Source organism: Streptococcus xiaochunlingii, from assembly GCF_006385805.1.
In the GTDB taxonomy this organism is placed as follows: domain Bacteria; phylum Bacillota; class Bacilli; order Lactobacillales; family Streptococcaceae; genus Streptococcus; species Streptococcus xiaochunlingii.
In genome coordinates, this window is record NZ_VFSG01000003.1 from 1 (window position 1) to 23,933 (window position 23,933).

The 23,933-nt window shown below is 43.6% G+C and carries 21 protein-coding genes and 9 tRNA genes; 29 read left to right on the top strand and 1 reads right to left on the bottom strand.

Annotated elements, in window-relative coordinates:
* Positions 1 to 52: 52 nt before the first annotated feature.
* The 25 genes from FJR71_RS08680 (at position 53) to purH (ending at position 18,595) form a co-directional block, all read left to right on the top strand.
* Positions 53 to 126 (top strand) — tRNA-Pro (locus FJR71_RS08680).
* 5 nt (positions 127 to 131) lie between these two features.
* A tRNA-Met gene (locus tag FJR71_RS08685) sits at positions 132 to 205 on the top strand.
* Positions 206 to 221: 16 nt separating this feature from the next.
* Positions 222 to 295: transfer RNA gene (locus FJR71_RS08690), tRNA-Ile, on the top strand.
* 9 nt (positions 296 to 304) lie between these two features.
* Positions 305 to 394 (top strand) — tRNA-Ser (locus tag FJR71_RS08695).
* A 9-nt stretch (positions 395 to 403) separates the two neighbouring features.
* Positions 404 to 477 (top strand) — tRNA-Met (locus FJR71_RS08700).
* A gap of 5 nt (positions 478 to 482) precedes the next feature.
* Positions 483 to 555, top strand: a tRNA-Phe gene (locus FJR71_RS08705).
* 16 nt (positions 556 to 571) lie between these two features.
* Positions 572 to 642 (top strand) — tRNA-Gly (locus tag FJR71_RS08710).
* A gap of 33 nt (positions 643 to 675) precedes the next feature.
* A tRNA-Ile gene (locus tag FJR71_RS08715) sits at positions 676 to 749 on the top strand.
* A gap of 4 nt (positions 750 to 753) precedes the next feature.
* Positions 754 to 841 (top strand) — tRNA-Ser (locus FJR71_RS08720).
* A gap of 144 nt (positions 842 to 985) precedes the next feature.
* A complete protein-coding gene (gene pcsB, locus FJR71_RS08725) occupies positions 986 to 2,233 on the top strand; it encodes a peptidoglycan hydrolase PcsB (protein ID WP_140814670.1) in 1,248 nt (415 codons plus the stop codon).
* A 159-nt stretch (positions 2,234 to 2,392) separates the two neighbouring features.
* On the top strand, positions 2,393 to 3,367 hold the full coding sequence (locus FJR71_RS08730; RefSeq protein ID WP_023027441.1) for a ribose-phosphate diphosphokinase: 975 nt from the start codon (positions 2,393 to 2,395) through the stop codon (positions 3,365 to 3,367).
* A gap of 359 nt (positions 3,368 to 3,726) precedes the next feature.
* Positions 3,727 to 4,104 carry an LPKTxAVK-anchored surface protein gene (locus FJR71_RS08740; RefSeq protein WP_048687901.1) on the top strand — a complete coding sequence of 126 codons (378 nt, stop codon included), beginning with the start codon at positions 3,727 to 3,729 and terminating at the stop codon, positions 4,102 to 4,104.
* A gap of 92 nt (positions 4,105 to 4,196) precedes the next feature.
* Positions 4,197 to 5,060: a class B sortase, LPKTxAVK-specific gene (srtB, locus tag FJR71_RS08745; RefSeq protein ID WP_023024851.1), complete on the top strand. Its 864-nt coding sequence runs from the start codon at positions 4,197 to 4,199 to the stop codon at positions 5,058 to 5,060.
* A 166-nt stretch (positions 5,061 to 5,226) separates the two neighbouring features.
* Positions 5,227 to 6,408: a pyridoxal phosphate-dependent aminotransferase gene (locus FJR71_RS08750; RefSeq protein WP_140814675.1), complete on the top strand. Its 1,182-nt coding sequence runs from the start codon at positions 5,227 to 5,229 to the stop codon at positions 6,406 to 6,408.
* Positions 6,392 to 7,171, top strand: a complete 780-nt coding sequence (gene recO / locus FJR71_RS08755) for a DNA repair protein RecO (RefSeq protein WP_140814677.1) — start codon at positions 6,392 to 6,394, stop codon at positions 7,169 to 7,171. The genes FJR71_RS08750 and recO overlap by 17 nt, the downstream gene beginning before the upstream one ends.
* Positions 7,168 to 8,172, top strand: coding sequence for a phosphate acyltransferase PlsX (plsX, locus tag FJR71_RS08760; protein WP_125330018.1), 1,005 nt, complete (start codon positions 7,168 to 7,170; stop codon positions 8,170 to 8,172). The genes recO and plsX overlap by 4 nt, the downstream gene beginning before the upstream one ends.
* Positions 8,169 to 8,414: a phosphopantetheine-binding protein gene (locus tag FJR71_RS08765; protein WP_048687889.1), complete on the top strand. Its 246-nt coding sequence runs from the start codon at positions 8,169 to 8,171 to the stop codon at positions 8,412 to 8,414. The genes plsX and FJR71_RS08765 overlap by 4 nt, the downstream gene beginning before the upstream one ends.
* Positions 8,415 to 8,583: 169 nt before the next feature.
* Positions 8,584 to 9,291, top strand: a complete 708-nt coding sequence (purC, locus tag FJR71_RS08770; protein ID WP_125330016.1) for a phosphoribosylaminoimidazolesuccinocarboxamide synthase — start codon at positions 8,584 to 8,586, stop codon at positions 9,289 to 9,291.
* Between the two features lie 55 nt (positions 9,292 to 9,346).
* Positions 9,347 to 13,072 carry a phosphoribosylformylglycinamidine synthase gene (locus FJR71_RS08775; protein WP_140814680.1) on the top strand — a complete coding sequence of 1,242 codons (3,726 nt, stop codon included), beginning with the start codon at positions 9,347 to 9,349 and terminating at the stop codon, positions 13,070 to 13,072.
* A gap of 12 nt (positions 13,073 to 13,084) precedes the next feature.
* Complete coding sequence (gene purF, locus FJR71_RS08780; protein ID WP_140814682.1) at positions 13,085 to 14,524, top strand: amidophosphoribosyltransferase; 1,440 nt, start codon at positions 13,085 to 13,087, stop codon at positions 14,522 to 14,524.
* Positions 14,525 to 14,588: 64 nt separating this feature from the next.
* Entirely contained in the window at positions 14,589 to 15,611 is a 1,023-nt protein-coding gene (gene purM, locus FJR71_RS08785) for a phosphoribosylformylglycinamidine cyclo-ligase (protein WP_140814684.1), read from the top strand.
* Positions 15,611 to 16,168, top strand: coding sequence for a phosphoribosylglycinamide formyltransferase (gene purN, locus FJR71_RS08790; RefSeq protein ID WP_140814687.1), 558 nt, complete (start codon positions 15,611 to 15,613; stop codon positions 16,166 to 16,168). Before purM ends, purN begins: the two co-directional genes overlap by 1 nt.
* Before the next feature lie 2 nt (positions 16,169 to 16,170).
* Positions 16,171 to 16,539: a hypothetical protein gene (locus FJR71_RS08795; protein WP_002224354.1), complete on the top strand. Its 369-nt coding sequence runs from the start codon at positions 16,171 to 16,173 to the stop codon at positions 16,537 to 16,539.
* A gap of 42 nt (positions 16,540 to 16,581) precedes the next feature.
* A complete protein-coding gene (locus FJR71_RS08800) occupies positions 16,582 to 17,046 on the top strand; it encodes a GNAT family N-acetyltransferase (protein ID WP_140814689.1) in 465 nt (154 codons plus the stop codon).
* Between the two features lies 1 nt (position 17,047).
* Positions 17,048 to 18,595: a bifunctional phosphoribosylaminoimidazolecarboxamide formyltransferase/IMP cyclohydrolase gene (purH, locus tag FJR71_RS08805; RefSeq protein ID WP_140814692.1), complete on the top strand. Its 1,548-nt coding sequence runs from the start codon at positions 17,048 to 17,050 to the stop codon at positions 18,593 to 18,595.
* 54 nt (positions 18,596 to 18,649) lie between these two features.
* On the opposite strand, the gene FJR71_RS08810 is transcribed toward purH, so the two are convergent.
* Entirely contained in the window at positions 18,650 to 19,663 is a 1,014-nt protein-coding gene (locus tag FJR71_RS08810) for a GBS Bsp-like repeat-containing protein (protein ID WP_140814694.1), read from the bottom strand.
* Positions 19,664 to 19,848: 185 nt separating this feature from the next.
* Between FJR71_RS08810 and purD the strand changes: the two genes are divergently transcribed.
* The 4 genes from purD to FJR71_RS08830 all read left to right on the top strand — a co-directional run bounded on the left by purD (position 19,849) and on the right by FJR71_RS08830 (position 23,929).
* Positions 19,849 to 21,111, top strand: coding sequence for a phosphoribosylamine--glycine ligase (gene purD / locus FJR71_RS08815; protein WP_140814696.1), 1,263 nt, complete (start codon positions 19,849 to 19,851; stop codon positions 21,109 to 21,111).
* A gap of 189 nt (positions 21,112 to 21,300) precedes the next feature.
* Entirely contained in the window at positions 21,301 to 21,792 is a 492-nt protein-coding gene (gene purE / locus FJR71_RS08820; protein ID WP_013904394.1) for a 5-(carboxyamino)imidazole ribonucleotide mutase, read from the top strand.
* Positions 21,779 to 22,858, top strand: a complete 1,080-nt coding sequence (purK, locus tag FJR71_RS08825) for a 5-(carboxyamino)imidazole ribonucleotide synthase (RefSeq protein ID WP_140814699.1) — start codon at positions 21,779 to 21,781, stop codon at positions 22,856 to 22,858. Before purE ends, purK begins: the two co-directional genes overlap by 14 nt.
* 120 nt (positions 22,859 to 22,978) lie before the next feature.
* The gene (locus FJR71_RS08830; protein WP_048789410.1) at positions 22,979 to 23,929 is read left to right on the top strand and encodes a ketopantoate reductase family protein; all 951 of its coding nucleotides are present in this window, start codon (positions 22,979 to 22,981) and stop codon (positions 23,927 to 23,929) included.
* The last annotated feature ends 4 nt before the right edge of the window (positions 23,930 to 23,933 follow it).

Below are 23,933 nucleotides of genomic sequence, written 5' to 3' on the forward strand. Positions count from 1 at the left end.
AGGCGGTTAGAGGTTCGACTCCTCTAGGGTGCATAAAGCGTAAGCTTTAGTTCGGGAAGTAGCTCAGCTTGGTAGAGTACTTGGTTTGGGACCAAGGTGTCGCAGGTTCGAATCCTGTCTTCCCGATTTATGGCGGTGTAGCTCAGCTGGCTAGAGCGTCCGGTTCATACCCGGGAGGTCGGGGGTTCGATCCCCTTCGCCGCTATACTATTGATCTTGTCGGACCTTTAGCTCAGCTGGTTAGAGCTCTCGGCTCATAACCGAGTGGTCGTAGGTTCAAGTCCTACAAGGTCCATAATTAGCTGGAGGATTACCCAAGTCCGGCTGAAGGGAACGGTCTTGAAAACCGTCAGGCGTGTAAAAGCGTGCGTGGGTTCGAATCCCACATCCTCCTTAATAGTAACGCGGGATGGAGCAGCTCGGTAGCTCGTCGGGCTCATAACCCGAAGGTCGTAGGTTCAAATCCTGCTCCCGCAATATTTGGCTCGGTAGCTCAGTTGGTAGAGCAATGGATTGAAGCTCCATGTGTCGGCGGTTCGATTCCGTCTCGCGCCATTTTCCTTAATAATAAGCGGGTGTAGTTTAGTGGTAAAACTACAGCCTTCCAAGCTGTTGTCGCGAGTTCGATTCTCGTCACCCGCTTTGAACTTTTGTTCATTACCAAGTTTTTAACTTGGGCGCGTAGCTCAGGTGGTTAGAGCGCACGCCTGATAAGCGTGAGGTCGGTGGTTCGAGTCCACTCGTGCCCATTTTGGAGAATTACTCAAGAGGCTGAAGAGGACGGTTTGCTAAATCGTTAGGTCGGGTAACTGGCGCGGGGGTTCGAATCCCCCATTCTCCGTACGAAATCAAGTTAGCTTTCTAGCTAACTTTTTTTGTTACTTTGATACATCAATAGAAATAAAATTGTAACAAAGGCGTAATATAAAATCTTTCATTTTCTGTTATACTAGTTAGTGTCTTATATGAAGGAGTCTTTTATTTTATGAAGAAAAAATTATTAACGACTATTTTACTTACTACAGTTGCTTTATCACAAGTAGGTACAGTTATTTCTGTAGGAGCTGATTCTACTGATGATAAAATTGCTGCACAAGATAATAAGATTGCTGATTTGAGTTCAAAAGAACAAAGTGCGCAAGCACAAGTTGATCAAATTCAAGCTCAAGTTTCTGAAATCAAAAAACAACAAGAAACTCTTAAAGCTGAAAATGAACGTTTGAATGAAGAGTCTGCTAAACTTTCTGCAGAGATTGAAGAGCTCTCTAAGAACATTGTTGCTCGTCAAGAATCATTAGCGAACCAAGCACGTAGTGCTCAAACAACAGGAACTGCTACAAGTTACATTAACGCTATTGTAAGTTCTGGTTCTTTGACTGAAGCTATTTCACGCGTTTCTGCAATGAATGAGATTGCTAGTGCTAATAACAAAATGTTGGAAGAGCAAAAACGTGATAAAGAAGATATCGATGCTAAGCAAAAAGAAAACAACGATGCCATTAACACTGTTATTGCAAACCAACAACAATTAAATGATGATGAACAAGCTTTAGCAACTAAGGAAGCTGAGTTGAAAGTCGCTCAATTGAATTTAGCGGCTGAAAAGTCAACAGCTGAAAATGAAAAGAATGCTTTGCTTGAAGAAAAAGCAGCAGCTGAGAAAGCAGCAACTGAGAAAGCAGCTGCAGAAGCTGCATACCGTGCTCAACAAGAAGAACAGCGTAAGGCTGTAGAAGCATCTGCTAATACTAACTTGCAAGCACAAGTGCAAGCTGCTACTCAAACACCTGCAGCTGAAGGTGCACAACCTCAAGCAACTGTTGCAACTCCTGCTGCAGCACCAGCAGTTCAAACTCAAACAGTTGCTACACCAGCAGCAACTAGTCGTCCAACATACAGCTCTTCTGCAAGTTCTTACCCAGTAGGTGAATGTACTTGGGGTGCGAAAGTATTGGCTCCTTGGGCTGGCGATTACTGGGGTAATGGAGCACAGTGGGCTGCAAGTGCCGCAGCTGCTGGATTCCGTACTGGTAGCCAACCACAAGTTGGAGCTATTGCATGTTGGAATGACGGTGGATATGGACACGTAGCAGTGGTTACAGCTGTTCAATCTACTACAAGTATCCAAGTATCTGAATCTAACTACTTAGGTATCCGTAGCATTGGGAACTACCGTGGATGGTTCAACCCAGTGAATGCACAAGGATCAGTTACTTATATCTATCCAAACTAAAAAATTAAAACACTCACTTTTAGTGGGTGTTTTTTACTATAGTTACTATTTTAATTTTTGATGGATTATGGATTGAAAAATCATGTAAAAAGGGTTACAATGGGTAAAGAGAAGATTTGTACATTTGTACATTGTGGTTAATTTTATGTGGAGGAAATCATGTCGTTTTCGGATTTAATGCTGTTTGCTTTATCTTCTAACCAAGATTTGGCTGAACGTGTCTCTAAGGAGATGGGATTGCCACTTGGTAAGTCGACCGTACGTCAATTTTCAGATGGGGAAATCCAGGTCAATATCGAGGAGTCTATTCGTGGTAAAGAGGTCTATATTCTACAATCTACGAGCTCTCCTGTCAATGATAATTTAATGGAGATTTTGATCATGGTAGACGCCTTAAAACGTGCCAGTGCTCAAACCATTAATGTAGTGATGCCTTATTATGGTTATGCCCGTCAAGACCGTAAAGCTCGTGCTCGTGAGCCGATTACATCTAAATTGGTTGCCAATATGTTAGAGATTGCTGGTGTGGATCGCCTTTTAACCATTGATTTGCATGCGGCTCAGATTCAAGGGTTCTTTGATATTCCAGTGGATCATTTGATGGGGGCTCCATTGATTGCAGACTACTTTGAACGTCGTGGCATGATTGGTTCTGACTATGTGGTAGTCAGTCCAGACCACGGTGGTGTGACGCGTGCTCGTAAGCTAGCTGAATTTTTGAAAACACCGATCGCCATCATTGATAAACGTCGGAGTGTCGATAAAATGAACACCAGTGAAGTCATGAACATCATTGGGAATGTCGAAGGGAAAACTTGTATCCTGATTGATGATATGATTGATACTGCGGGAACCATTTGCCACGCTGCGGATGCACTTGCTGAAGCGGGAGCAGTAGAAGTCTATGCTAGCTGTACGCATCCGGTATTATCTGGTCCAGCTATGGACAATATTCAGAAATCAGCCATTAAGAAGTTGGTAGTATTGGATACCATTTACCTACCTGAAGAGCGCTTAATCGATAAAATTGAACAAATCTCCATCGCAAAACTATTGGCAGAAGCGATTATCCGTATCCATGAAAAACGTCCTCTGTCTCCTCTATTTGAAATTGGAAATGCTAAAAAATCTTAAAAATATAAAAAAAGAGGTTGTAGAAAGCCTCTTTTTTAAGAAAGGAAAAATATGTTTTTCAACTGGTTTAAAAAAGAAAGTAAGATCAATAATCAGAGGGAGGAGTTGCTGAAAGAAGCACAAAAAAATGAGGATAGATTGGATCCTTGTCTCCCCAAAAAGACCTTGCCAAAGAGTGGTGTAGTCAAATAGAGGAAGGAAAATGCCTTAGAAAATCAAATAGTTTGTTTCCTAAAAAAAAATTAAAAAAAGTTTTAAATTAGCTAAAAAATTTGTTGACAGATATATGATATAGTAGTATACTTAAACTAGTTACGAAGTAACGAAATATTTTTAAAATGAAAAAAGGAGATAAAACAATGAAAAAAGTTTTATTATCATCAGTAGCAGCACTTGCAGTATTTGCAGCAGCAGCACCAGTTTTCGCTAACGACGGTCATGTTCACACAGGAAGCCTTGATAACAAAACAGAAGTGACTGGTCCTGAATTCTTCACAAACAGTGAAAGTGGTCTTACTCCAGAAGCTAAAAAAGGTCTTGACAACGTTGATGCTGAATCAACTGAAGCTAAATTCAACGAAAATGGCGAAAAACTTGTACCTGTACCAGGTAAACCAGGTGAATTCGTAGTTGAAGGTTCAGCTAAAGATGCTAAAAAAGAAGCTAAAAAAGAAGAAGGAAAAGCTCCAGCAGCAGCAGGACAAAAAACTCTTCCAAAAACAAGCGCAGTTAAATAATTAAATTATTAATTAGCTCATAAAAATACACTGGGTCCTTGGGCTCAGTGTATTTTTTAGAAAAAATTGAATACTTAGGAGAGTTCTAATTTATGAAACGAGCAGAGAAACAGACGACTTCAAAAGGAAAAGGATTGGGAATTCTCTTTGCCTTAGTAGCCGTTGTAGCACTTGTTCTTGGGTTTATTTTCTTCAATCCATTTGGTAAACAAAAATCCACATCGACACATCAGGAAACTGCGAAATCTACAAGTGGTTCGACTAGTTCTAAACAAGAGGTAAAATATACCCCTAGTCAAGAGGAGAAAGATTACCTAGCAAATCGTTTTGCTCAATTTACTGCAGTTAATCCAGAGACGATTGCTTATGTTTATGCTCCTGGTACGGAGTTAGATGAGCCAGTGGTTCAAACAGGTGATAATGCTACTTACTTAGATAAAACTTTTGATGGTGGCTATCAACCGTATTTAGGTACGGTCTTTATGGATACGGATAACAAAAAAGATTTTAGTGATCGGTTGACATGGTTATTCGGTCATGCTCGTGGGAGCAAGGTTGCAGATCATCGGATGTTTAACGATGTTAACTTCTATGATAACCAAGAGTACTTTGATCAACATCCTTATGTAGTTATTGAAACACCTGAGCGTAAGTATTATTATGAAGCAATGTGCTTGGTCATTGTTCCTGAAACGACTGCTTTCTACCGTACAAGCTTTAAGGATGATGAAGATTTCACTACCCAATTGAAGCATAACTATGAAGGAGCTCGTACCAAGAATCCAAATATCAAAATCAAAGCTTCTGATAAATACCTAGTCTTGTCTACTTGTCGTGAAGAAGATGAAACGATCCGTTCCAATCTCTACCTTCGTCAAATTCCAGATTCAGAAATGAAGGATTTCTTGGCGAAACATGGTGACCAGTTGAATTATGTGGCAACACGTGGTCAATAATAAAAAAGATTTGGAAAATTTATTCAATGAGAGGATTTAGCATGTGCTAAGTCCTTTTTTGATGCGAAAGGTCATTATTGTATCAATTTAGTTGGGGCTAGCCCCTTTTTTGCGATGCTTTTCCATTTATAGTATAATGGTGATAGAACTTTTTTTGGAGGTGGCTATGGATTTAACAAAACGGTTTAATCAAAATTTGAATCGAATCGAGATTTCTTTGATTCGTCAGTTTGACCAAGCCATTTCTTCTATTCCAGGTGTCTTACGTTTGACCTTGGGTGAGCCAGACTTTACGACACCAGATCATGTAAAGGAAGCAGCAAAAGCGGCTATTGACGCCAACCAGAGCCATTATACGGGGATGAGTGGCTTGCTAGCTCTACGTGAAGCTGCTAGTCAGTTTGTAGCTGAAAAATATAACCTACAGTATCGACCAGAGGATGAAATTTTGGTCACGATTGGGGCAACGGAGGCCCTTTCTGCGACCTTGACGGCTATATTGGAACCGGGAGATGTAGTGCTCTTACCAGCACCTGCTTATCCTGGTTACGAACCCATTATTAAACTGATGGGGGCTAGTGTCGTCGAAATCGATACGACAGACAATCGCTTTATCCTCAGCCCAGAGGCTTTAGAAAAGGCCTTAGAAGAGCAAGAGGATCGCGTCAAGGCGGTTATTCTCAACTACCCAGCTAATCCGACAGGTGTCACCTACTCTAAGGAGCAGATGCAGGATTTGGCTAGTGTTTTAAAGAAATATGAAGTTTTTGTCGTTTGTGACGAGGTCTATTCAGAATTAACTTACACAGGTCAGCCTCACGTTTCCTTGGGATCCTATCTACGGGACCAAGCCATTATTATCAATGGCTTATCTAAGTCTCATGCTATGACAGGCTGGAGACTTGGTTTTATCTTTGCGCCTGCTTCCTTGACAGCTCAATTAATCAAGAGTCATCAGTACTTGGTGACTGCGGCGGGGACCATGAACCAGTATGCAGCCATTGAAGCCTTAACGGTTGGTAAAGACGACGCAGAGCCGATGAAACGGGAATACATAGAGCGTCGAGATTATATCATCAAAGAAATGTCTGCCATGGGCTTTGATATTATCCGCCCGGATGGGGCCTTCTATATTTTTGCTAAGATCCCACAAGGATATAACCAAGACTCCTTCGATTTTTTGAAGCTCCTAGCCCAAGAAAAGGCTGTTGCCTTTATCCCAGGAATGGCTTTTGGCCCATATGGAGAAGGCTATGTGCGCTTGTCCTATGCAGCAAGTATGGAAGTGATCCAAGAAGCGATGAGTCGGTTGAAGGAGTTTATGAAAGAACATGCTGGAGAGCATTGAGAGTCGTGGCATCGTCCTCTACCATCGGGATTACCGAGAGGATGATAAGCTGGTTAAAATCTTTACAGAGCAAGCTGGCAAGCTCATGTTTTTCGTGAAACATGCCAATCGTTCTCGGTTGAATTCTATGATCCAACCGTTGACTTTAGCGGATATGTATCTGAAAATCAATGATGACGGACTCAGCTATATCGAAGATATTCATGAGGTTCAAAGCTTCCAAGGGATTAATAAAGATCTTTTTCGTCTTTCCTACGCAACCTATATACTGGCCTTGGCAGATGCTAGTATACAGGATCGTCAACCTGATCCAGCTTTATTTGCTTTTTTAGAGCAGACCTTGCAATTGATGGATCGGGGCTTGGATTATGAAATCTTGACCAATATTTTTGAAATGCAGATTTTATCCCGATTTGGTGTCGCCTTAAACGTTCATGAGTGTTGTGTCTGTCATCGAGTGGGGCTGCCTTTTGATTTTTCATTCCGCTTGGGTGGTGTCCTTTGCCCAGATCATTATGATCGTGACGAAAGACGGGCCCACTGGGATCCCAATGCCCTCTATTTGCTGGATCGTTTTCAAGCTGTGAAATTTAGTGAGTTAGAGACGATTTCTATCCATGATGCGATGAAGAAAGAGTTGAGAAAGTGTCTAGACCAACTCTATGATGAATATGTCGGCATTCATTTAAAAGCTAAGAAATTTATTGATTCCCTGGGAAGCTGGGGAGAGATCTTAAAAGATCAGTCTGGAGGTAAGAAATGAAAAAAATTGCAGTTGATGCAATGGGTGGAGATCATGCTCCACAGGCCCTGGTAGAAGGGGTCAATCAAGCCATACAAGAATTTAAGGATATTGAAGTCATTTTGTATGGGGATGAGGCTAAAATTAAGCAATACCTGACAGCAACTGAACGGGTATCTATCGTCCATACAGATGAGAAAATCAACTCAGATGATGAGCCGACTCGTGCTATTCGTCGGAAAAAGCAAGCTAGCATGGTCTTAGCAGCGCATGCAGTTAAGAATGGGGAAGCGGATGCTATGCTTTCTGCAGGGAATACAGGCGCTCTTCTTGCCTCTGGTTACTTTATTGTTGGTCGGATCAAGGTCATCGATCGTCCAGGTTTGATGTCGACTCTTCCTACCCTTGATGGGAAGGGCTATGATATGTTGGATCTGGGGGCAAATGCTGAAAATACGCCAACACACTTGCACCAATATGCGATTATGGGAGCCTATTATGCAGAGAATGTCCGTGGCATTAAGCGGCCTCGTATCGGTCTCTTAAATAACGGAACAGAGGAAAGCAAGGGGGATCCCCTACGCAAGGAGACCTATCAACTATTAGCAGCGGATCCTTCTCTTAATTTTGTAGGAAATGTGGAAGCGCGTGACTTGATGGATGGAGTTGCTGACGTCATTGTGACAGATGGATTTACAGGTAATGCTGTCCTTAAGACTATGGAAGGAACTGCTCTGGGCCTCTTTAAACAGTTGAAAACGGTCCTTAGTGGTGGTGGCTTGAAAGCCAAGATTGGAGCTTTCCTCTTGAAGAATGATCTACGAGGTTTGAAAAAGACCTTGGATTATTCAGATGTTGGAGGTGCGGTCTTGTTTGGCTTGCAAGCCCCTGTCGTGAAAACCCATGGTTCTAGTGATGCAAAGGCTGTCTATAGCACGATTCGCCAGATCCGGATCATGTTGGAAACAGATGTTATTCGCAAATCTGTGGTTGAATTATCAGAATTGGAGGAAGAGAAATGAGTCGTCATCAAGAAATTTTTAAACTAGTTGAAGGGTTGATTCAAGATAATAAGGGATCTGACTATGAGGTCTCTTTGGATTTGGATTTACGAAAAGACTTGGAAGTGGATTCCGTTGATCTCATGGAATACATTATTTATTTGGAAGAAGCCTATCAAATTAATATCCCAGATAAAGACATTGATGCCATGGCAACTGTTGGAGATATGGTAGACTACGTTTTGAAGAAAACAAGCAAATAAAGTTCGGTTTTTACGAACGAATAAGCATATAAAAATAAGAGGTTGAATCTTTTTGATTCAATCTCTTATTATTTTTGTGTTACAAGCGAACAAGATACGGATTTAACTTGAAAAAACAACCTCTCTGTGATACACTGAAAGGGATAAAAGATGAAAGGCGAACAAGAAGATGTCCGATCAATTAATTTATACGGGGAAAGCAAAAGATATTTATAGTACAGAAGACGAACATGTGATTAAGTCCGTTTATAAGGACCAGGCCACCATGCTAAATGGAGCTCGCAAAGAGACCATTGAGGGGAAAGGTGTGCTCAACAATCAGATTTCGTCTCTTATTTTTGAAAAATTGAATGCTGTGGGTGTAGAGACGCACTTTATCGAACGTATTTCTGATACCGAACAATTGAACAAGAAGGTTACTATTATTCCTTTGGAGGTTGTTCTACGTAATGTGACTGCGGGTTCCTTTTCTAAACGTTTTGGCGTTGAAGAAGGTTTGGACTTGGAGACTCCAATCGTTGAATTTTACTATAAAAACGATGAGTTGGATGATCCATTCATCAATGATGAGCATGTAAAGTTCTTGGAAATTGCCAATGATGAACAAATTGCTTATATCAAGGAAGAAACGCGTCGCATCAATGAATTGCTGAAAGATTGGTTTGCACAAATTGGTCTTCGTTTGATTGACTTCAAATTGGAATTTGGTTTTGATAAGGATGGCAAGATCATCTTGGCTGATGAATTCTCACCAGATAACTGCCGCCTTTGGGATGCGGAAGGGCACCATATGGACAAGGATGTTTTCCGTCGTGATCTTGGTAGCTTGACAGATGTGTACAAGGTTGTGTTGGAGAAATTGCAGGGCTTGAAGTAAAGTTTTACTTGGTCGTCACTACAATCTTTAAGTAGAAATAGATAAAGGAAATAAAATGGATAAACGTATTTTCGTTGAGAAAAAAGCTGATTTTCGTGTGAAATCGGACTCTTTAGTAAAGGAATTACAGCATAATCTTCAGTTGAAAACCTTGAAGGATCTTCGGATTGTTCAGGTTTACGATGTCTTTGATTTGGCAGAGGACTTGTTTGCGCGTGCGGAAAAACACATCTTTTCTGAGCAGGTGACCGATACTGTTTTGGATGAAGCTGCGGTTCAGGCTGATCTTGAGAAGCATGCTTTCTTTGCCATTGAAAGCTTGCCTGGTCAATTTGACCAACGGGCGGCATCTTCACAAGAAGCTTTGCTTTTGCTTGGTAGTTCAAATGATGTAACAGTGAATACAGCACAACTCTACTTGGTTAACAAGGATATTGATGCGAATGAGTTGGAAGCTGTCAAAAACTACCTCTTGAACCCAGTGGATTCTCGTTTCAAAGATATCACTGTTGGCATCGCGAAACAGGATTTCTCTGAGTCTGACAAGACCATTCCAAGCTTGGATTTCTTTGAAACATATACGGCAGAAGATTTTGCACAGTATAAAGCTGAGCAAGGATTGGCCATGGAAGTGGATGACCTTCTCTTCATTCAAGATTACTTCAAGTCTATTGGACGTGTGCCAACTGAGACCGAGTTGAAGGTGTTGGATACTTACTGGTCTGACCACTGCCGTCATACGACTTTCGAGACTGAGTTGAAACACATCGACTTCTCAGCATCTAAATTTGAAAAACAATTGCAAGCGACTTATGACAAGTATATTGCCATGCGTGATGAGTTGGGACGTACAGAAAAACCTCAAACCTTGATGGATATGGCAACTATTTTTGGTCGCTATGAGCGTGCCAATGGTCGTTTGGATGACATGGAAGTGTCTGATGAAATTAATGCCTGCTCAGTTGAAATTGAAGTGGATGTCGATGGTGTCAAAGAACCATGGCTTCTCATGTTCAAGAACGAAACGCACAACCACCCAACGGAGATCGAACCATTTGGTGGAGCGGCTACTTGTATCGGTGGTGCCATTCGTGACCCATTGTCAGGGCGTTCCTACGTTTACCAAGCTATGCGTATCTCAGGTGCTGGTGATATTACAGCTCCAATTTCAGAAACTCGCGCTGGTAAATTGCCACAACAAGTGATTTCTAAAACAGCGGCTCACGGTTATTCTTCATACGGTAACCAAATTGGTCTTGCAACAACTTATGTTCGTGAATACTTCCACCCAGGTTTCGTTGCTAAGCGTATGGAGCTAGGTGCCGTTGTCGGTGCAGCTCCTAAGGAAAATGTTGTCCGTGAAAAGCCTGAAGCAGGTGATGTGATTATCTTGCTCGGTGGGAAGACTGGACGTGACGGTGTCGGCGGTGCGACAGGTTCTTCTAAAGTTCAAACAGTTGAATCTGTTGAAACAGCTGGTGCTGAGGTTCAAAAAGGGAATGCCATTGAAGAACGCAAGATTCAACGTCTTTTCCGTAATGGGGAAGTAACACGTCTGATTAAGAAATCAAATGACTTTGGTGCTGGTGGTGTCTGTGTGGCTATCGGTGAATTGGCAGATGGTCTTGAGATTGATCTAGACAAAGTGCCATTGAAATACCAAGGTTTGAACGGTACAGAAATTGCCATCTCTGAATCTCAAGAACGGATGGCTGTAGTGGTTCGTCCAGAAGATGTAGATGCCTTCGTTGCAGCATGTAATAAAGAAAATATTGATGCTGTTGTCGTTGCGACAGTGACGGAGAAACCAAATCTTGTCATGCACTGGAATGGTGAAACCATCGTTGATTTGGAACGTCGTTTCCTTGATACAAACGGTGTGCGTGTGGTCGTAGATGCTAAGGTGGTTGACAAGGATGTCAAGCTTCCAGAAGAACGTCAAACATCTGCTGAGACCCTTGAAGCGGATACTCTTGAAGTCTTGGCTGACCTCAACCATGCAAGTCAAAAGGGGTTGCAAACCATCTTTGATAGCTCAGTTGGTCGTTCAACAGTCAATCACCCACTTGGTGGTCGCTACCAAATCACACCAACGGAAGCTTCTGTACAGAAATTGCCAGTTCAACATGGCGTGACGCATACGGCTTCTGTCATGGCGCAAGGGTTCAACCCTTATATCGCCGAATGGTCTCCATATCATGGTGCTGCTTATGCGGTCATCGAAGCAACTGCTCGTTTGGTTGCTGCTGGTGCCAACTGGTCTAAGGCTCGCTTCTCTTATCAAGAGTACTTCGAGCGGATGGATAAACAAGCAGAGCGTTTTGGTCAACCAGTAGCTGCTCTTCTTGGATCCATCGAAGCTCAGATTCAACTTGGTTTACCATCTATCGGTGGTAAAGACTCGATGTCTGGTACCTTTGAAGAATTGACAGTACCACCAACTTTGGTTGCTTTTGGGGTAACAACTGCAGATAGCCGTAAGGTTCTTTCTCCAGAATTCAAAGCTGCTGGTGAAAATATTTACTACATTCCTGGTCAAGCTTTGGCACAAGAAATTGACTTTGAACTCATCAAGTCTAACTTTATTCAATTTGAAGCTATCCAAGCTGACCACAAAGTGACAGCCGCATCAGCTGTTAAATATGGTGGTGTGGTTGAAGCTCTTGCACTTGCAACATTTGGGAACCATATCGGAGCAAATGTCGAATTAGCAGACCTTGACACTAGCTTGACAGCCCAATTGGGTGGATTCGTCTTCACATCGCCTGAAGAAATTGTAGGTGTTGCCAAGATCGGACAAACAGTAGCAGACTTTACACTAGTTGTCAACGGTGTAACGCTGGATGGACACAAACTTGACAGTGCCTTCCAAGGTAAATTGGAAGAGGTCTACCCAACGGAATTTGCACAGGCAACTGAGTTGGAAGAAGTACCTGCTGTAGCATCAGATGCTGTGATCAAAGCTAAAGAAACAGTTGAAACACCAGTGGTTTACATCCCAGTATTCCCAGGCACCAACTCAGAATACGACTCCGCTAAGGCCTTTGAAAAAGAAGGTGCAAAAGTCAACTTGGTACCATTTGTCACACTCAACGAAGAAGCGATTGTCAAGTCTGTTGACACTATGGTTGACAATATCGAAAAAGCTAACATTATCTTCTTTGCAGGTGGCTTCTCAGCAGCGGATGAACCAGATGGATCCGCTAAATTTATCGTTAACATCTTGCTCAATGAAAAAGTTCGTTCGGCTATTGATAGCTTCATCGAACGCGGAGGCTTGATCATCGGTATCTGTAATGGATTCCAAGCTCTTGTCAAATCAGGTCTCCTTCCATACGGTAACTTTGAAGATGCAAGCAGTACCAGTCCAACCCTCTTCTACAATGATGCCAACCAACACGTGGCTAAGATGGTGGAAACACGGATTGCCAATACCAACTCACCATGGCTTGCCGGAGTAGAAGTTGGTGACATCCATGCCATCCCAGTATCACACGGTGAAGGTAAATTTGTCGTGACAGCTGAGGAATTCGCAGAGCTTCGTGACAATGGTCAAATCTTTACCCAATATGTTGACTTCGAAGGGAAACCAAGCATGGATTCAAAATACAATCCAAATGGTTCTGTCCATGCGATTGAAGGGATTACCAGCAAGAACGGTCAAATCATAGGTAAGATGGGGCACTCAGAACGTTTCGAAGACGGTCTCTTCCAAAATATTCCAGGAAATAAAGACCAACACCTCTTTGCGTCAGCGGTTCAATATTTTACTGGAAAATAAAAGGTATACAACATGACATACGAAGTAAAATCTCTTAATGAAGAGTGTGGAGTCTTTGGGATTTGGGGACATCCAGACGCAGCAAAACTCACCTATTTTGGTCTTCACAGTCTCCAACACCGGGGACAAGAGGGTGCAGGAATCCTGGCTAATGACCAAGGGATCTTGAGACGTCATCGGGATACAGGTCTTCTTTCAGAAGTCTTTCGGAATCCATTAAATCTGGAGAAATTGACAGGATCTTCTGCTATTGGACATGTTCGCTATGCGACAGCGGGGGAAGCGTCTGTGGATAACATCCAACCCTTCCTCTTCCGCTTTCACGATACGCAGTTTGGTCTGGCCCATAACGGGAATTTGACCAATGCCCAATCGCTCAAATCGGAATTAGAAAAAAATGGAGCCATCTTTAGCTCGACCTCTGACTCAGAAATTCTGGCCCACTTGATCCGTCGGAGCCACAACCCTTCCTTTATGGGGAAAATCAAGGAAGCGCTCAATACGGTCAAAGGTGGGTTTGCTTATCTGATGCTATTTGAAGATAAGCTGATTGCAGCGCTAGACCCCAATGGCTTCCGTCCTCTTTCCATCGGGAAAATGGCAAATGGAGCCTTGGTTGTTTCTTCGGAAACCTGTGCCTTTGAGGTGATTGGGGCAGAATGGATCCGAGATGTGCATCCTGGTGAGCTCGTGATCTTTGATGAAAATGGCATCACCTATGATCGCTATACGGATGATACTCAACTAGCAATTTGTTCTATGGAGTATATCTATTTTGCTCGTCCTGATTCCAATATCCAAGGGGTCAATGTCCATACGGCTCGCAAACGGATGGGCGCTCAATTAGCACGAGAATTTAAGAACCAAGCAGATATTGTGGTGGGGGTTCCCAACTCCTCTCTCAGTGCGGCCATGGGCTTTGCGGAAGAATCCGGTCTGCCAAATGAAATGGGCTTGATCAAGAATCAGTATGTCCAACGGACCTTTATCCAACCGACTCAGGAATTGCGGGAACAAGGAGTGCGAATGAAGCTCTCTGCCGTATCTGGTGTCGTGAAAGGCAAACGGGTTGTCATGATTGATGACTCTATTGTACGTGGGACAACATCACGTCGGATTGTGAAGTTATTAAAAGAAGCAGGGGCTACAGAAGTCCATGTGGCAATTGCTAGCCCAGCTCTGGCTTATCCATGTTTCTATGGAATTGATATTCAGAGTCGCGAAGAGCTAATCGCAGCCAACCATACAGTAGAGGAAACTTGTGAGATTATTGGTGCGGATAGCTTGACCTACTTGTCCATTGATGGCTTGATTGATTCTATTGGTATTGATACCGATGCACCAAACGGTGGTCTTTGTGTAGCTTACTTCGATGGGAAATACCCAACCCCTTTGTATGACTACGAAGAACGCTATTTGGAAAGCTTGAATGAGCAGACCTCCTTTTATTAGGAATTTTTGCAAATGTATCTGATCAATCACAGTAGACTCTAGGAAGAGAAAAAGGAATAAACAAATGACAAACAAAAATGCATACGCGCAGTCTGGTGTGGACGTTGAAGCGGGTTATGAAGTTGTTGAACGGATCAAAAAACACGTGGCACGTACGGAGCGTGCAGGTGTCATGGGAGCTCTTGGTGGTTTCGGTGGTATGTTTGACCTTTCAAAAACAGGTGTCAAAGAGCCTGTTTTGATCTCAGGGACGGACGGTGTCGGAACTAAGCTCATGTTAGCTATCAAGTATGACAAACACGATACAATCGGTCAGGACTGTGTGGCTATGTGTGTCAACGATATCATCGCTGCAGGTGCAGAGCCCCTCTACTTCTTGGACTACGTCGCAACTGGTAAAAATGAACCAGCTAAACTAGAACAAGTCGTTGCTGGTGTGGCTGAAGGGTGTGTACAAGCAGGTGCAGTCCTCATCGGTGGGGAAACTGCTGAAATGCCTGGTATGTATGGCGAAGACGACTATGACTTGGCTGGTTTCGCAGTAGGTGTTGCTGAAAAATCTCAAATCATCGACGGTTCAAAAGTAGCAGTAGGGGATGTGATTCTGGGGCTTGCTTCAAGCGGTATCCACTCAAATGGTTACTCACTCGTTCGTCGTGTCTTTGCGGATTACACAGGTGAAGAAGTTCTCCCAGAATTGGAAGGCAAGAAACTTAAAGACGTTCTTTTGGAACCAACTCGTATCTACGTTAAGGCTGTTCTACCGCTCATCAAAGAAGAATTGGTCAACGGAATTGCCCATATCACAGGTGGTGGTTTCATCGAAAATGTACCACGGATGTTCGCTGATGACTTGGCTGCTGAAATTGACGAAAGCAAAGTACCAGTTCTTCCAATTTTCAAAGCCCTTGAAAAATATGGTGAGATCAAACACGAAGAAATGTTTGAAATCTTCAACATGGGTATTGGCCTCATGCTTGCGGTTAAACCAGAGAATGTGGAACGTGTCAAAGAACTTCTTGACGAACCTGTTTATGAAATTGGTCGTATTGTGAAGAAAGATGGCGCAAGTGTGGTGATTAAATAATGACTAAAAGGATTGCTGTTTTTGCTTCCGGAAATGGTTCAAACTTCCAGGTGATCGCGGAACAATTTCCAGTAGAATTTGTCTTTTCAGATCACCGGGATGCCTATGTCATAGAACGTGCCGAAAAGCTAGGGGTATTATCCTACGCTTTTGAACTCAAAGAGTTTGAGAACAAGGCAGACTATGAAGGAGCCATTGTCGAACTTTTGGATGAACATCAGATTGACTTGGTTTGTCTGGCAGGCTACATGAAAATCGTCGGTCCAACCTTGCTAGCAGCTTATGAAGGCCGTATCATTAATATTCACCCGGCTTATCTTCCTGAATTTCCAGGTGCTCATGGTATTGAGGATGCTTGGAATGCAGGCGTTGACCAGTCTGGCGTGACTATTCACTGGGTGGACTCTGGTGTTGACACTGGTAAGGTTATCAAACAAGTCCGTGTGCCACGCCTTGAAGGGGATACCCTTGATACTTTCGAGACGCGCATCCACGAAACAGAGTACAAGCTCTATCCAGAAGTGTTGGATGGTTTGGGAGTGGAGAGGAAGAAATGATTATGGACCAATACTATATGGAGTTAAAGAATAAGTTATCTAACAGACCAATCCTACTGGATAATACTAATGATTTTCTTTTTGTTTTAGTAAATACAGTGAAAGCTATGATAGAAAATACTGATAAAAGTCAGCTTTCAGAGTTAGATAAAATTTTAGACGGTGTCACAAGTCAAGAATTAAAACTTGCCTATGATTTTTGTCAAGGGAAATTCGGTCAAGCAGGTTTTTCTTATCGTCGGCACCCGAATTATTTTTATTTGTCCAGTTTAATTGCGACTTTTCCAGAATTTGAGTTGTCTAAAGCAGACCGAGATTACCTCAAAGGAATCATAAATTTTGATAACTACCTTTTATATGAGTTAGATTAGTCTTTAATCACCTCAAAATCCTATTTATTCAAAAGGAGAAAAATGATTAATCTGAAATTAGTAGATGAGAGCAGTTTTCAGGCAGTGCTGGATTTGAAAATATCTGATGCTGATGAACGAGCGCGTTTTGTAGCTCCCAATGTGCGTTCTTTAGCTGACGCATGGCTCTACCGAGAGAATGGGGATGTGTTTCCCATGGCAATCTATTGGAATGAGCTAGTAGTTGGTTTTCTACTGTTGGAAATAGATAAGGATGAGGCAGAATATTTTATCTGGCGGATAATGATTGGCCAGCAGTACCAAGGAAAAAGTTATGGACGAAAAGCCTTGGAAGTTCTGATCAAAGAGGCTCAGATGGATAGAGCTTGCAATCATATTATCGCAGATTATGTGGTTGGAAATGAAAAAATGAAGTACCTGCTGACTAGTTTGGGTTTTCAGGAAACAGGATTTATAGAAGAAAATAACGAAGTCGCTATGCGGTTGGATCTAAAGAAAGAGGAATAGAATGACTAAACGCGCACTAATTAGTGTCTCAGACAAAGCGGGCATTGTTGAATTTGCCCAAGAACTTAAAAAACTTGGTTGGGATATCATCTCAACAGGTGGTACCAAGGTTGCCCTTGACAATGCTGGGGTAGACACCATTGCTATCGACGATGTGACTGGTTTCCCAGAAATGATGGACGGTCGCGTCAAGACTCTCCACCCAAATATTCACGGGGGTCTTCTTGCTCGTCGTGACCTCGATAGTCACCTAGAAGCTGCTAAGGACAATCAGATTGAGCTCATTGATCTTGTAGTGGTAAACCTCTACCCATTCAAGGAGACTATTCTCAAACCAGACGTGACTTACGCTGATGCGGTGGAGAACATCGATATCGGTGGGCCGTCTATGCTTCGTTCAGCAGCGAAAAACCATGCTAGCGTCACAGTTGTGGTAGATCCTGCTGACTATGCTGTTGTTTTGGAAGAATTGGCAGCCAATGGCGAAACAACTTACGAAACTCGCCAACGTCTGGCAGCTAAGGTTTTCCGTCACACAGCAGCTTATGATGCCTTGATTGCAGAATATTTCACAGCTCAAGTGGGTGAAGAAAAACCTGAAAAACTCACTTTAACCTATGACCTCAAACAAGCTATGCGTTACGGGGAAAACCCTCAACAAGACGCAGATTTCTACCAAAAAGCTTTGCCGACGGATTACTCGATTGCGTCCGCTAAACAGCTCAACGGTAAAGAATTGTCCTTCAATAACATCCGTGATGCGGATGCTGCTATCCGTATCATCCGTGATTTCAAAGACCGCCCAACCGTTGTGGCTCTCAAACACATGAACCCATGTGGGATCGGTCAAGCTGACGACATCGAAACTGCTTGGGACTACGCTTATGAGTCTGACCCAGTATCTATCTTTGGTGGTATTGTCGTTCTCAACCGTGAAGTTGACGCTGCGACAGCTGAGAAGATGCATGGTGTTTTCCTCGAAATCATCATTGCACCAAGCTATACGGATGAAGCGCTAGCCATTTTGACCAACAAAAAGAAAAATTTGCGTATCCTTGCCTTGCCATTCGACGCTCAAGACGCCAGTGAAGTGGAAGCAGAATATACAGGTGTTGTCGGTGGACTCCTCGTTCAAAACCAAGACGTGGTCAAAGAAAGCCCAGCTGACTGGCAAGTGGTTACTAAACGCCAACCAACGGAGACAGAAGCGACAGCTCTTGAGTTTGCTTGGAAGGCTATCAAGTACGTCAAATCAAATGGGATCATCGTGACCAACGACCACATGACACTTGGTGTTGGCCCAGGTCAAACCAATCGTGTGGCATCTGTCCGTATCGCTATTGACCAAGCTAAAGACCGTCTTGACGGCGCTGTTCTTGCTTCTGATGCCTTCTTCCCATTTGCGGATAACGTAGAAGAAATCGCTAAGGCAGGAATTAAGGCTATCATCCAACCGGGTGGATCAGTCCGTGACCAAGAGTCAATCGAAGCGGCTGACAAATATGGTTTGACCATGATCTTTACAGGTGTTCGTCACTTCAGACATTAATCTAAAAAGGCACTCATCGATGGATGAGCGCCTTTTGTTCTGGTTAGGAATTCCTTAATTTGGATAGATATAGCTGACTGTTCCCCAGACAACATTCGTGGGGTCAAACCAGCCACGGAAATTGTTGATGGTCCGATTTCCATTGTAATTAGCTTCTTTTACTTGGATTTTTTGATCATGTTCGACCTCTGTCACGACTGCAACGTGGCCATAGCCTCCATTATCCCAACAGGCGATAGCACCGACCTCTGGGGTATTTCCTGTCCGGAAGCCCGCAGCACGTGCACTAGTAGCCCACATACCACCGTTTCCCCACCAGTTTTGTGACCAAGGCGCCAGCTCTTTTGCTGCCCAGGTACATTCGCCGACGGGATAGTAATTATCCGGTTGGGTGACCAGTGGAGCAGGTTTAGCCCGCTCGACCGGAAATTCAGTGGCAAGTAAACCTTTTAAGTGCCCCTTGTCTTTTTGGTAGACGTGGAGATGAAAGGTTCCTTTCCCTGTATGTTTCTCGGCATTGAAGGATAATTGGTAGCGACCAGGTGCCGTTCTTTTTGCGGGATACCAGATCAAGTCGTCTTGGCCATCTTGTTCAGACCAGATGGGAAAGAAGACCTCCTCCACATCCTCAAAAAGCTGGAGTTGGATCTCAAATAGCTGTGTAGTGCTAGGTCGGACTGTAATCTTGGGTTGGGAAGAAGCCAGATCTTTTTCTTCAACGATTGTCTGTAGAGGAAACAGTCCTTCAATATTTCCGTTAGAATGGATCCCGTAGACATGGATGTGATAAAGTCCTGCTTGATCCAAATGATTGGTCAGAGGTACTTGCAAATCAAACCCATTTTCTCCTCGTTGGACAGGATACCAAATGAGGTCGTCCTGGCCATTTTGCTCGGACCAAATGGGGACGCTAACGCTTTGGAAGCGATCTGGAATGGTACCGAGGTGGACAACTAATTGTCCTTTTTCCTTGTAGATATAATTGACGTTTTGGTCTGCTCTTGCAACTTGTGAAGCTCCTGCCCAGAAAAGACAAGCTGCCAAGAGTAGTTTCTTTATTCTCTGCATAAAACTCCTTTTTTAAAAAATATTAGAGGTCTCAATTATAATATTCGTAAAAAGGAGCAGAAATTTTAAAAAAAATGAAAAAAGTTTGTTTTCTAATGAAAATCATCGGATATTCCTTGAAATATTAGAATAAAACGAACGATTATGATATAATTTAATAAAATAATTCGCAAAAGAGGTTCGAGATGAAACTTTTGGTTGTTGGATCTGGCGGTCGTGAGCATGCGATTGCCAAGAAATTGTTGGAGTCTAAGGACGTTGAGCAGGTTTTTGTGGCCCCTGGTAATGACGGGATGCGATTAGATGGTCTGGATTTGATCAATATCGGAATTTCCGAACATTCTAAGCTAATTGACTTCGCAAAAGTCAACGATATTGCTTGGAACTTTATTGGTCCAGATGATGCCCTTGCAGCTGGAATAGTGGATGATTTCAATGCAGCTGGTCTCAAGGCATTTGGTCCGACCAAGGCTGCGGCTGAGCTGGAGTGGTCTAAGGATTTTGCTAAGGAAATCATGGTCAAATACGACGTTCCGACAGCAGCTTACGGCACATTTTCAGATTTCGAAGAAGCCAAGGCCTACATCGAAGAAAAAGGCGCTCCAATCGTCGTCAAGGCAGATGGTTTAGCCCTTGGGAAAGGTGTCGTCGTTGCGGAGACGGTTGAGCAAGCAGTTGAAGCTGCTCACGAGATGCTTTTGGACAATAAATTCGGTGATTCAGGTGCACGTGTGGTCATCGAGGAATTCCTTGACGGAGAAGAGTTTTCTCTCTTTGCCTTTGTCAATGGGGACAAGTTCTACATCATGCCAACGGCTCAGGACCATAAACGTGCCTACGATGGCGACAAGGGTCCTAACACTGGTGGGATGGGTGCCTATGCGCCAGTGCCCCACTTGCCACAGAGCGTAGTTGACACAGCGGTTGACACTATTGTCAAGCCCGTTCTTGAAGGCATGATTAAAGAAGGGCGCTCCTATCTTGGTGTCCTTTACGCGGGGCTTATCTTGACAGCTGATGGACCTAAGGTGATCGAGTTCAACTCTCGTTTTGGTGATCCTGAAACGCAAATCATCTTGCCTCGTTTGACATCTGACTTTGCACAAAATATCACTGACATTTTGGAAGGCAAAGGGCCAGCCATCACTTGGACTGACAAGGGAGTGACACTGGGCGTGGTTGTAGCATCAAACGGCTATCCACTCGCTTATGAGAAGGGTGTCAAGCTTCCAGACAAGACAGATGGTGACATCATCACTTACTATGCTGGAGCGAAATTCGCTGAAAATGGACAAGACCTCCTCTCAAACGGCGGACGCGTCTACATGCTCGTTACCACAGCAGACACCGTCAAAGACGGCCAAAACATTATCTATAACGAACTCAACAAACAAAACACAGAAGGCTTGTTCTACCGTACGGATATCGGTAGCAAGGCGATAAAGTAGAAGTACAAGAATAGCGCGACGAAGTCGCCAAATACGATAATGGCCGCCGTGGTGAAAAGACCAGAACAGTGAATATTCTGGTCGGGGGAAACTTTGAGACCCTAGGCTCAAAGTTTAGGAATGAAACCGAAGGTTTGCTTCCGTCCCCACCACCTAAGACCATTATCAAAAAAAGAAAAAGGGAAAATTATGACTAAACCAGTAATTTCTATCATCATGGGCTCAAAATCCGACTGGGCAACCATGCAAAAAGCTGCTGAAGTCCTCGACAACTTCGGCGTCGCTTACGAAAAGAAAGTTGTTTCCGCGCACCGGACGCCTGACCTCATGTTTAAACATGCCGAGGAAGCACGTAGCCGTGGTATCAAGGTCATCATCGCGGGTGCAGGTGGGGCAGCCCACTTGCCAGGGATGGTTGCTGCTAAAACAACCCTTCCAGTTATCGGGGTACCCGTCAAATCACGTGCCCTTAGCGGTGTGGATTCACTTTATTCCATCGTTCAGATGCCAGGTGGAGTGCCTGTCGCAACTATGGCGATCGGTGAAGCTGGTGCGACTAATGCAGCCCTCTTTGCCCTCCGTCTCCTTTCAGTAGAGGATCAGGCTATTGCGACAGCGTTAGCGGATTTTGCTGAAGAACAAGGAAAAATCGCAGAGGAGTCTACAAATGAGCTCAACTAAAACCATTGGCATCATCGGTGGTGGCCAGCTCGGTCAGATGATGGCGATCTCAGCTATCTACATGGGACACAAGGTTATCGCATTGGACCCAGCAGCTGATTGCCCAGCCTCTCGCGTGGCAGAAATCATCGTGGCCCCATACGACGACGTGGATGCTCTTCGTCAGTTGGCAGACCGCTGTGATGTTCTTACTTATGAATTTGAAAATGTGGATGCTGACGGTTTGGATGCTGTTATCAAAGAAGGCCAGCTTCCACAAGGAACAGATCTGCTTCGCATTTCTCAAAATCGCATTTTTGAGAAGGACTTTCTTTCCAAGAAGGCACAAGTCACTGTGGCTCCTTACAAGGTTGTGACATCGAGCCAAGACTTGGCAGATATCGACCTCTCTAAAAACTATGTCCTCAAGACAGCAACCGGTGGTTACGATGGCCATGGTCAAAAGGTTATTTGTTCAGAAGCAGATTTGGAAGAAGCATACACTTTAGCCGATTCAGCAGACTGCGTCTTAGAAGAGTTCGTCAACTTTGACCTTGAGATTTCTGTCATCGTGTCTGGAAATGGCAAGGACGTGACAGTTTTCCCAGTTCAGGAAAATATCCACCGAAACAACATTCTTTCAAAAACCATTGTGCCTGCTCGCATTTCAGAAAGTCTAGCTGAAAAAGCCAAGGCCATGGCAGTGCGAATCGCAGAACAACTGAACCTTTCTGGAACGCTTTGCGTAGAAATGTTTGCGACGGCTGATGACATCATCGTTAATGAGATTGCCCCACGTCCCCACAATTCAGGGCACTATTCGATTGAAGCCTGCGACTTTTCACAGTTTGACACCCATATCTTGGGCGTTCTCGGAGCGCCACTCCCGGCAATCCACCTCCACGCGCCTGCTGTCATGCTTAACGTTCTCGGCCAGCATGTCGAGGCTGCTGAACAATATGTGACAGAAAATCCAAGCGCTCACCTCCACTTATATGGTAAACTAGAAGCAAAGCACAACCGCAAAATGGGACATGTGACTTTGTTTAGTATTGAACCAGATAAGGTTGAGGAGTTTGGGGAGTAAGACAGGACCCCAGCAATAAGGTCCGTCGTCTTACCCCTGCAAGGTTGACTAGGCTTGTCGCAGGTGAAAAATCGACAAGAGAAGCCAGACAACTACTGCTGGAAAGGAATTGATTTTTAAGTGAAAATAGCGATTCTAGGACTTGGAGTCATCGGGACCACTTATGCCTACGCCTTTCAAAAAGCAGGCCATCAAGTAGAGCACGTACTGAGAGATAGTAAGAAAAGCACTGCTCCGAAGGAATTGTCGGTTGATCTACTAGATGGTCGCTATCATTCCAAGGGTGAGAACAAACACGATACCTATGAGGTTCGTGTGGCAGAAGCTGATTCGGAATATGATTTTATTTTTCTGAGTGTGCGTCATGGGCTTGTCAAAGAAGCTGTGGAGACCTTGCTAAAAAATAATATCAAAGGCACCCTTGTTTTCTTCTGTAATTTTTGGGATACTCGAAAAGAGGTCCAAGAGTGGGCAGGAGATTATGACTATATTTTAGCTTTTCCAACAGCTGGAGGTCACATGCAGGAGGACCATTTGGATGGTGTCTTGTTCGACCATTTAATGCTAGAAGGTGAGCAAAAAGCACAGATTTCTAACTATGCTGATCTGACAACTTTACTGACTTCTGCAGATTTGAAGTGGGAAGTGCCTCATGATATGGTCGAGTGGATTTGGATTCACATGGCGATTAACGCAGGTGTTACTTCGACAGCCGCACGTTCGGGAAATCTGGAAAATCCAGAAGAATTGGCTTTGAACTTGATGAATAGTTCTTCGGAATTATCATTAGCCATCAAGGCCATTCGAGAGGCTTTGAAAGTTGTAGAAGCGCGTGGAGTGAATTTGAAGCTTTATAAAGCCGAGCTCTTGCCATACAAAATCCCTGCTTGGATAGCCGGAAAAGCCATGAAAATCATGTTTGCGAAAAATGAGCTGACTCGAAAAATTATGACCTTACACAATGATAAACAGGATATCTTCTATTGTTGTCAAAGTGTCTATCAGACTGGTCAGGAGTTAGGTGTGAAGATGCCTATTCTGGAAGCAAATATGAAGGGAATTTCGATTTAGGAGG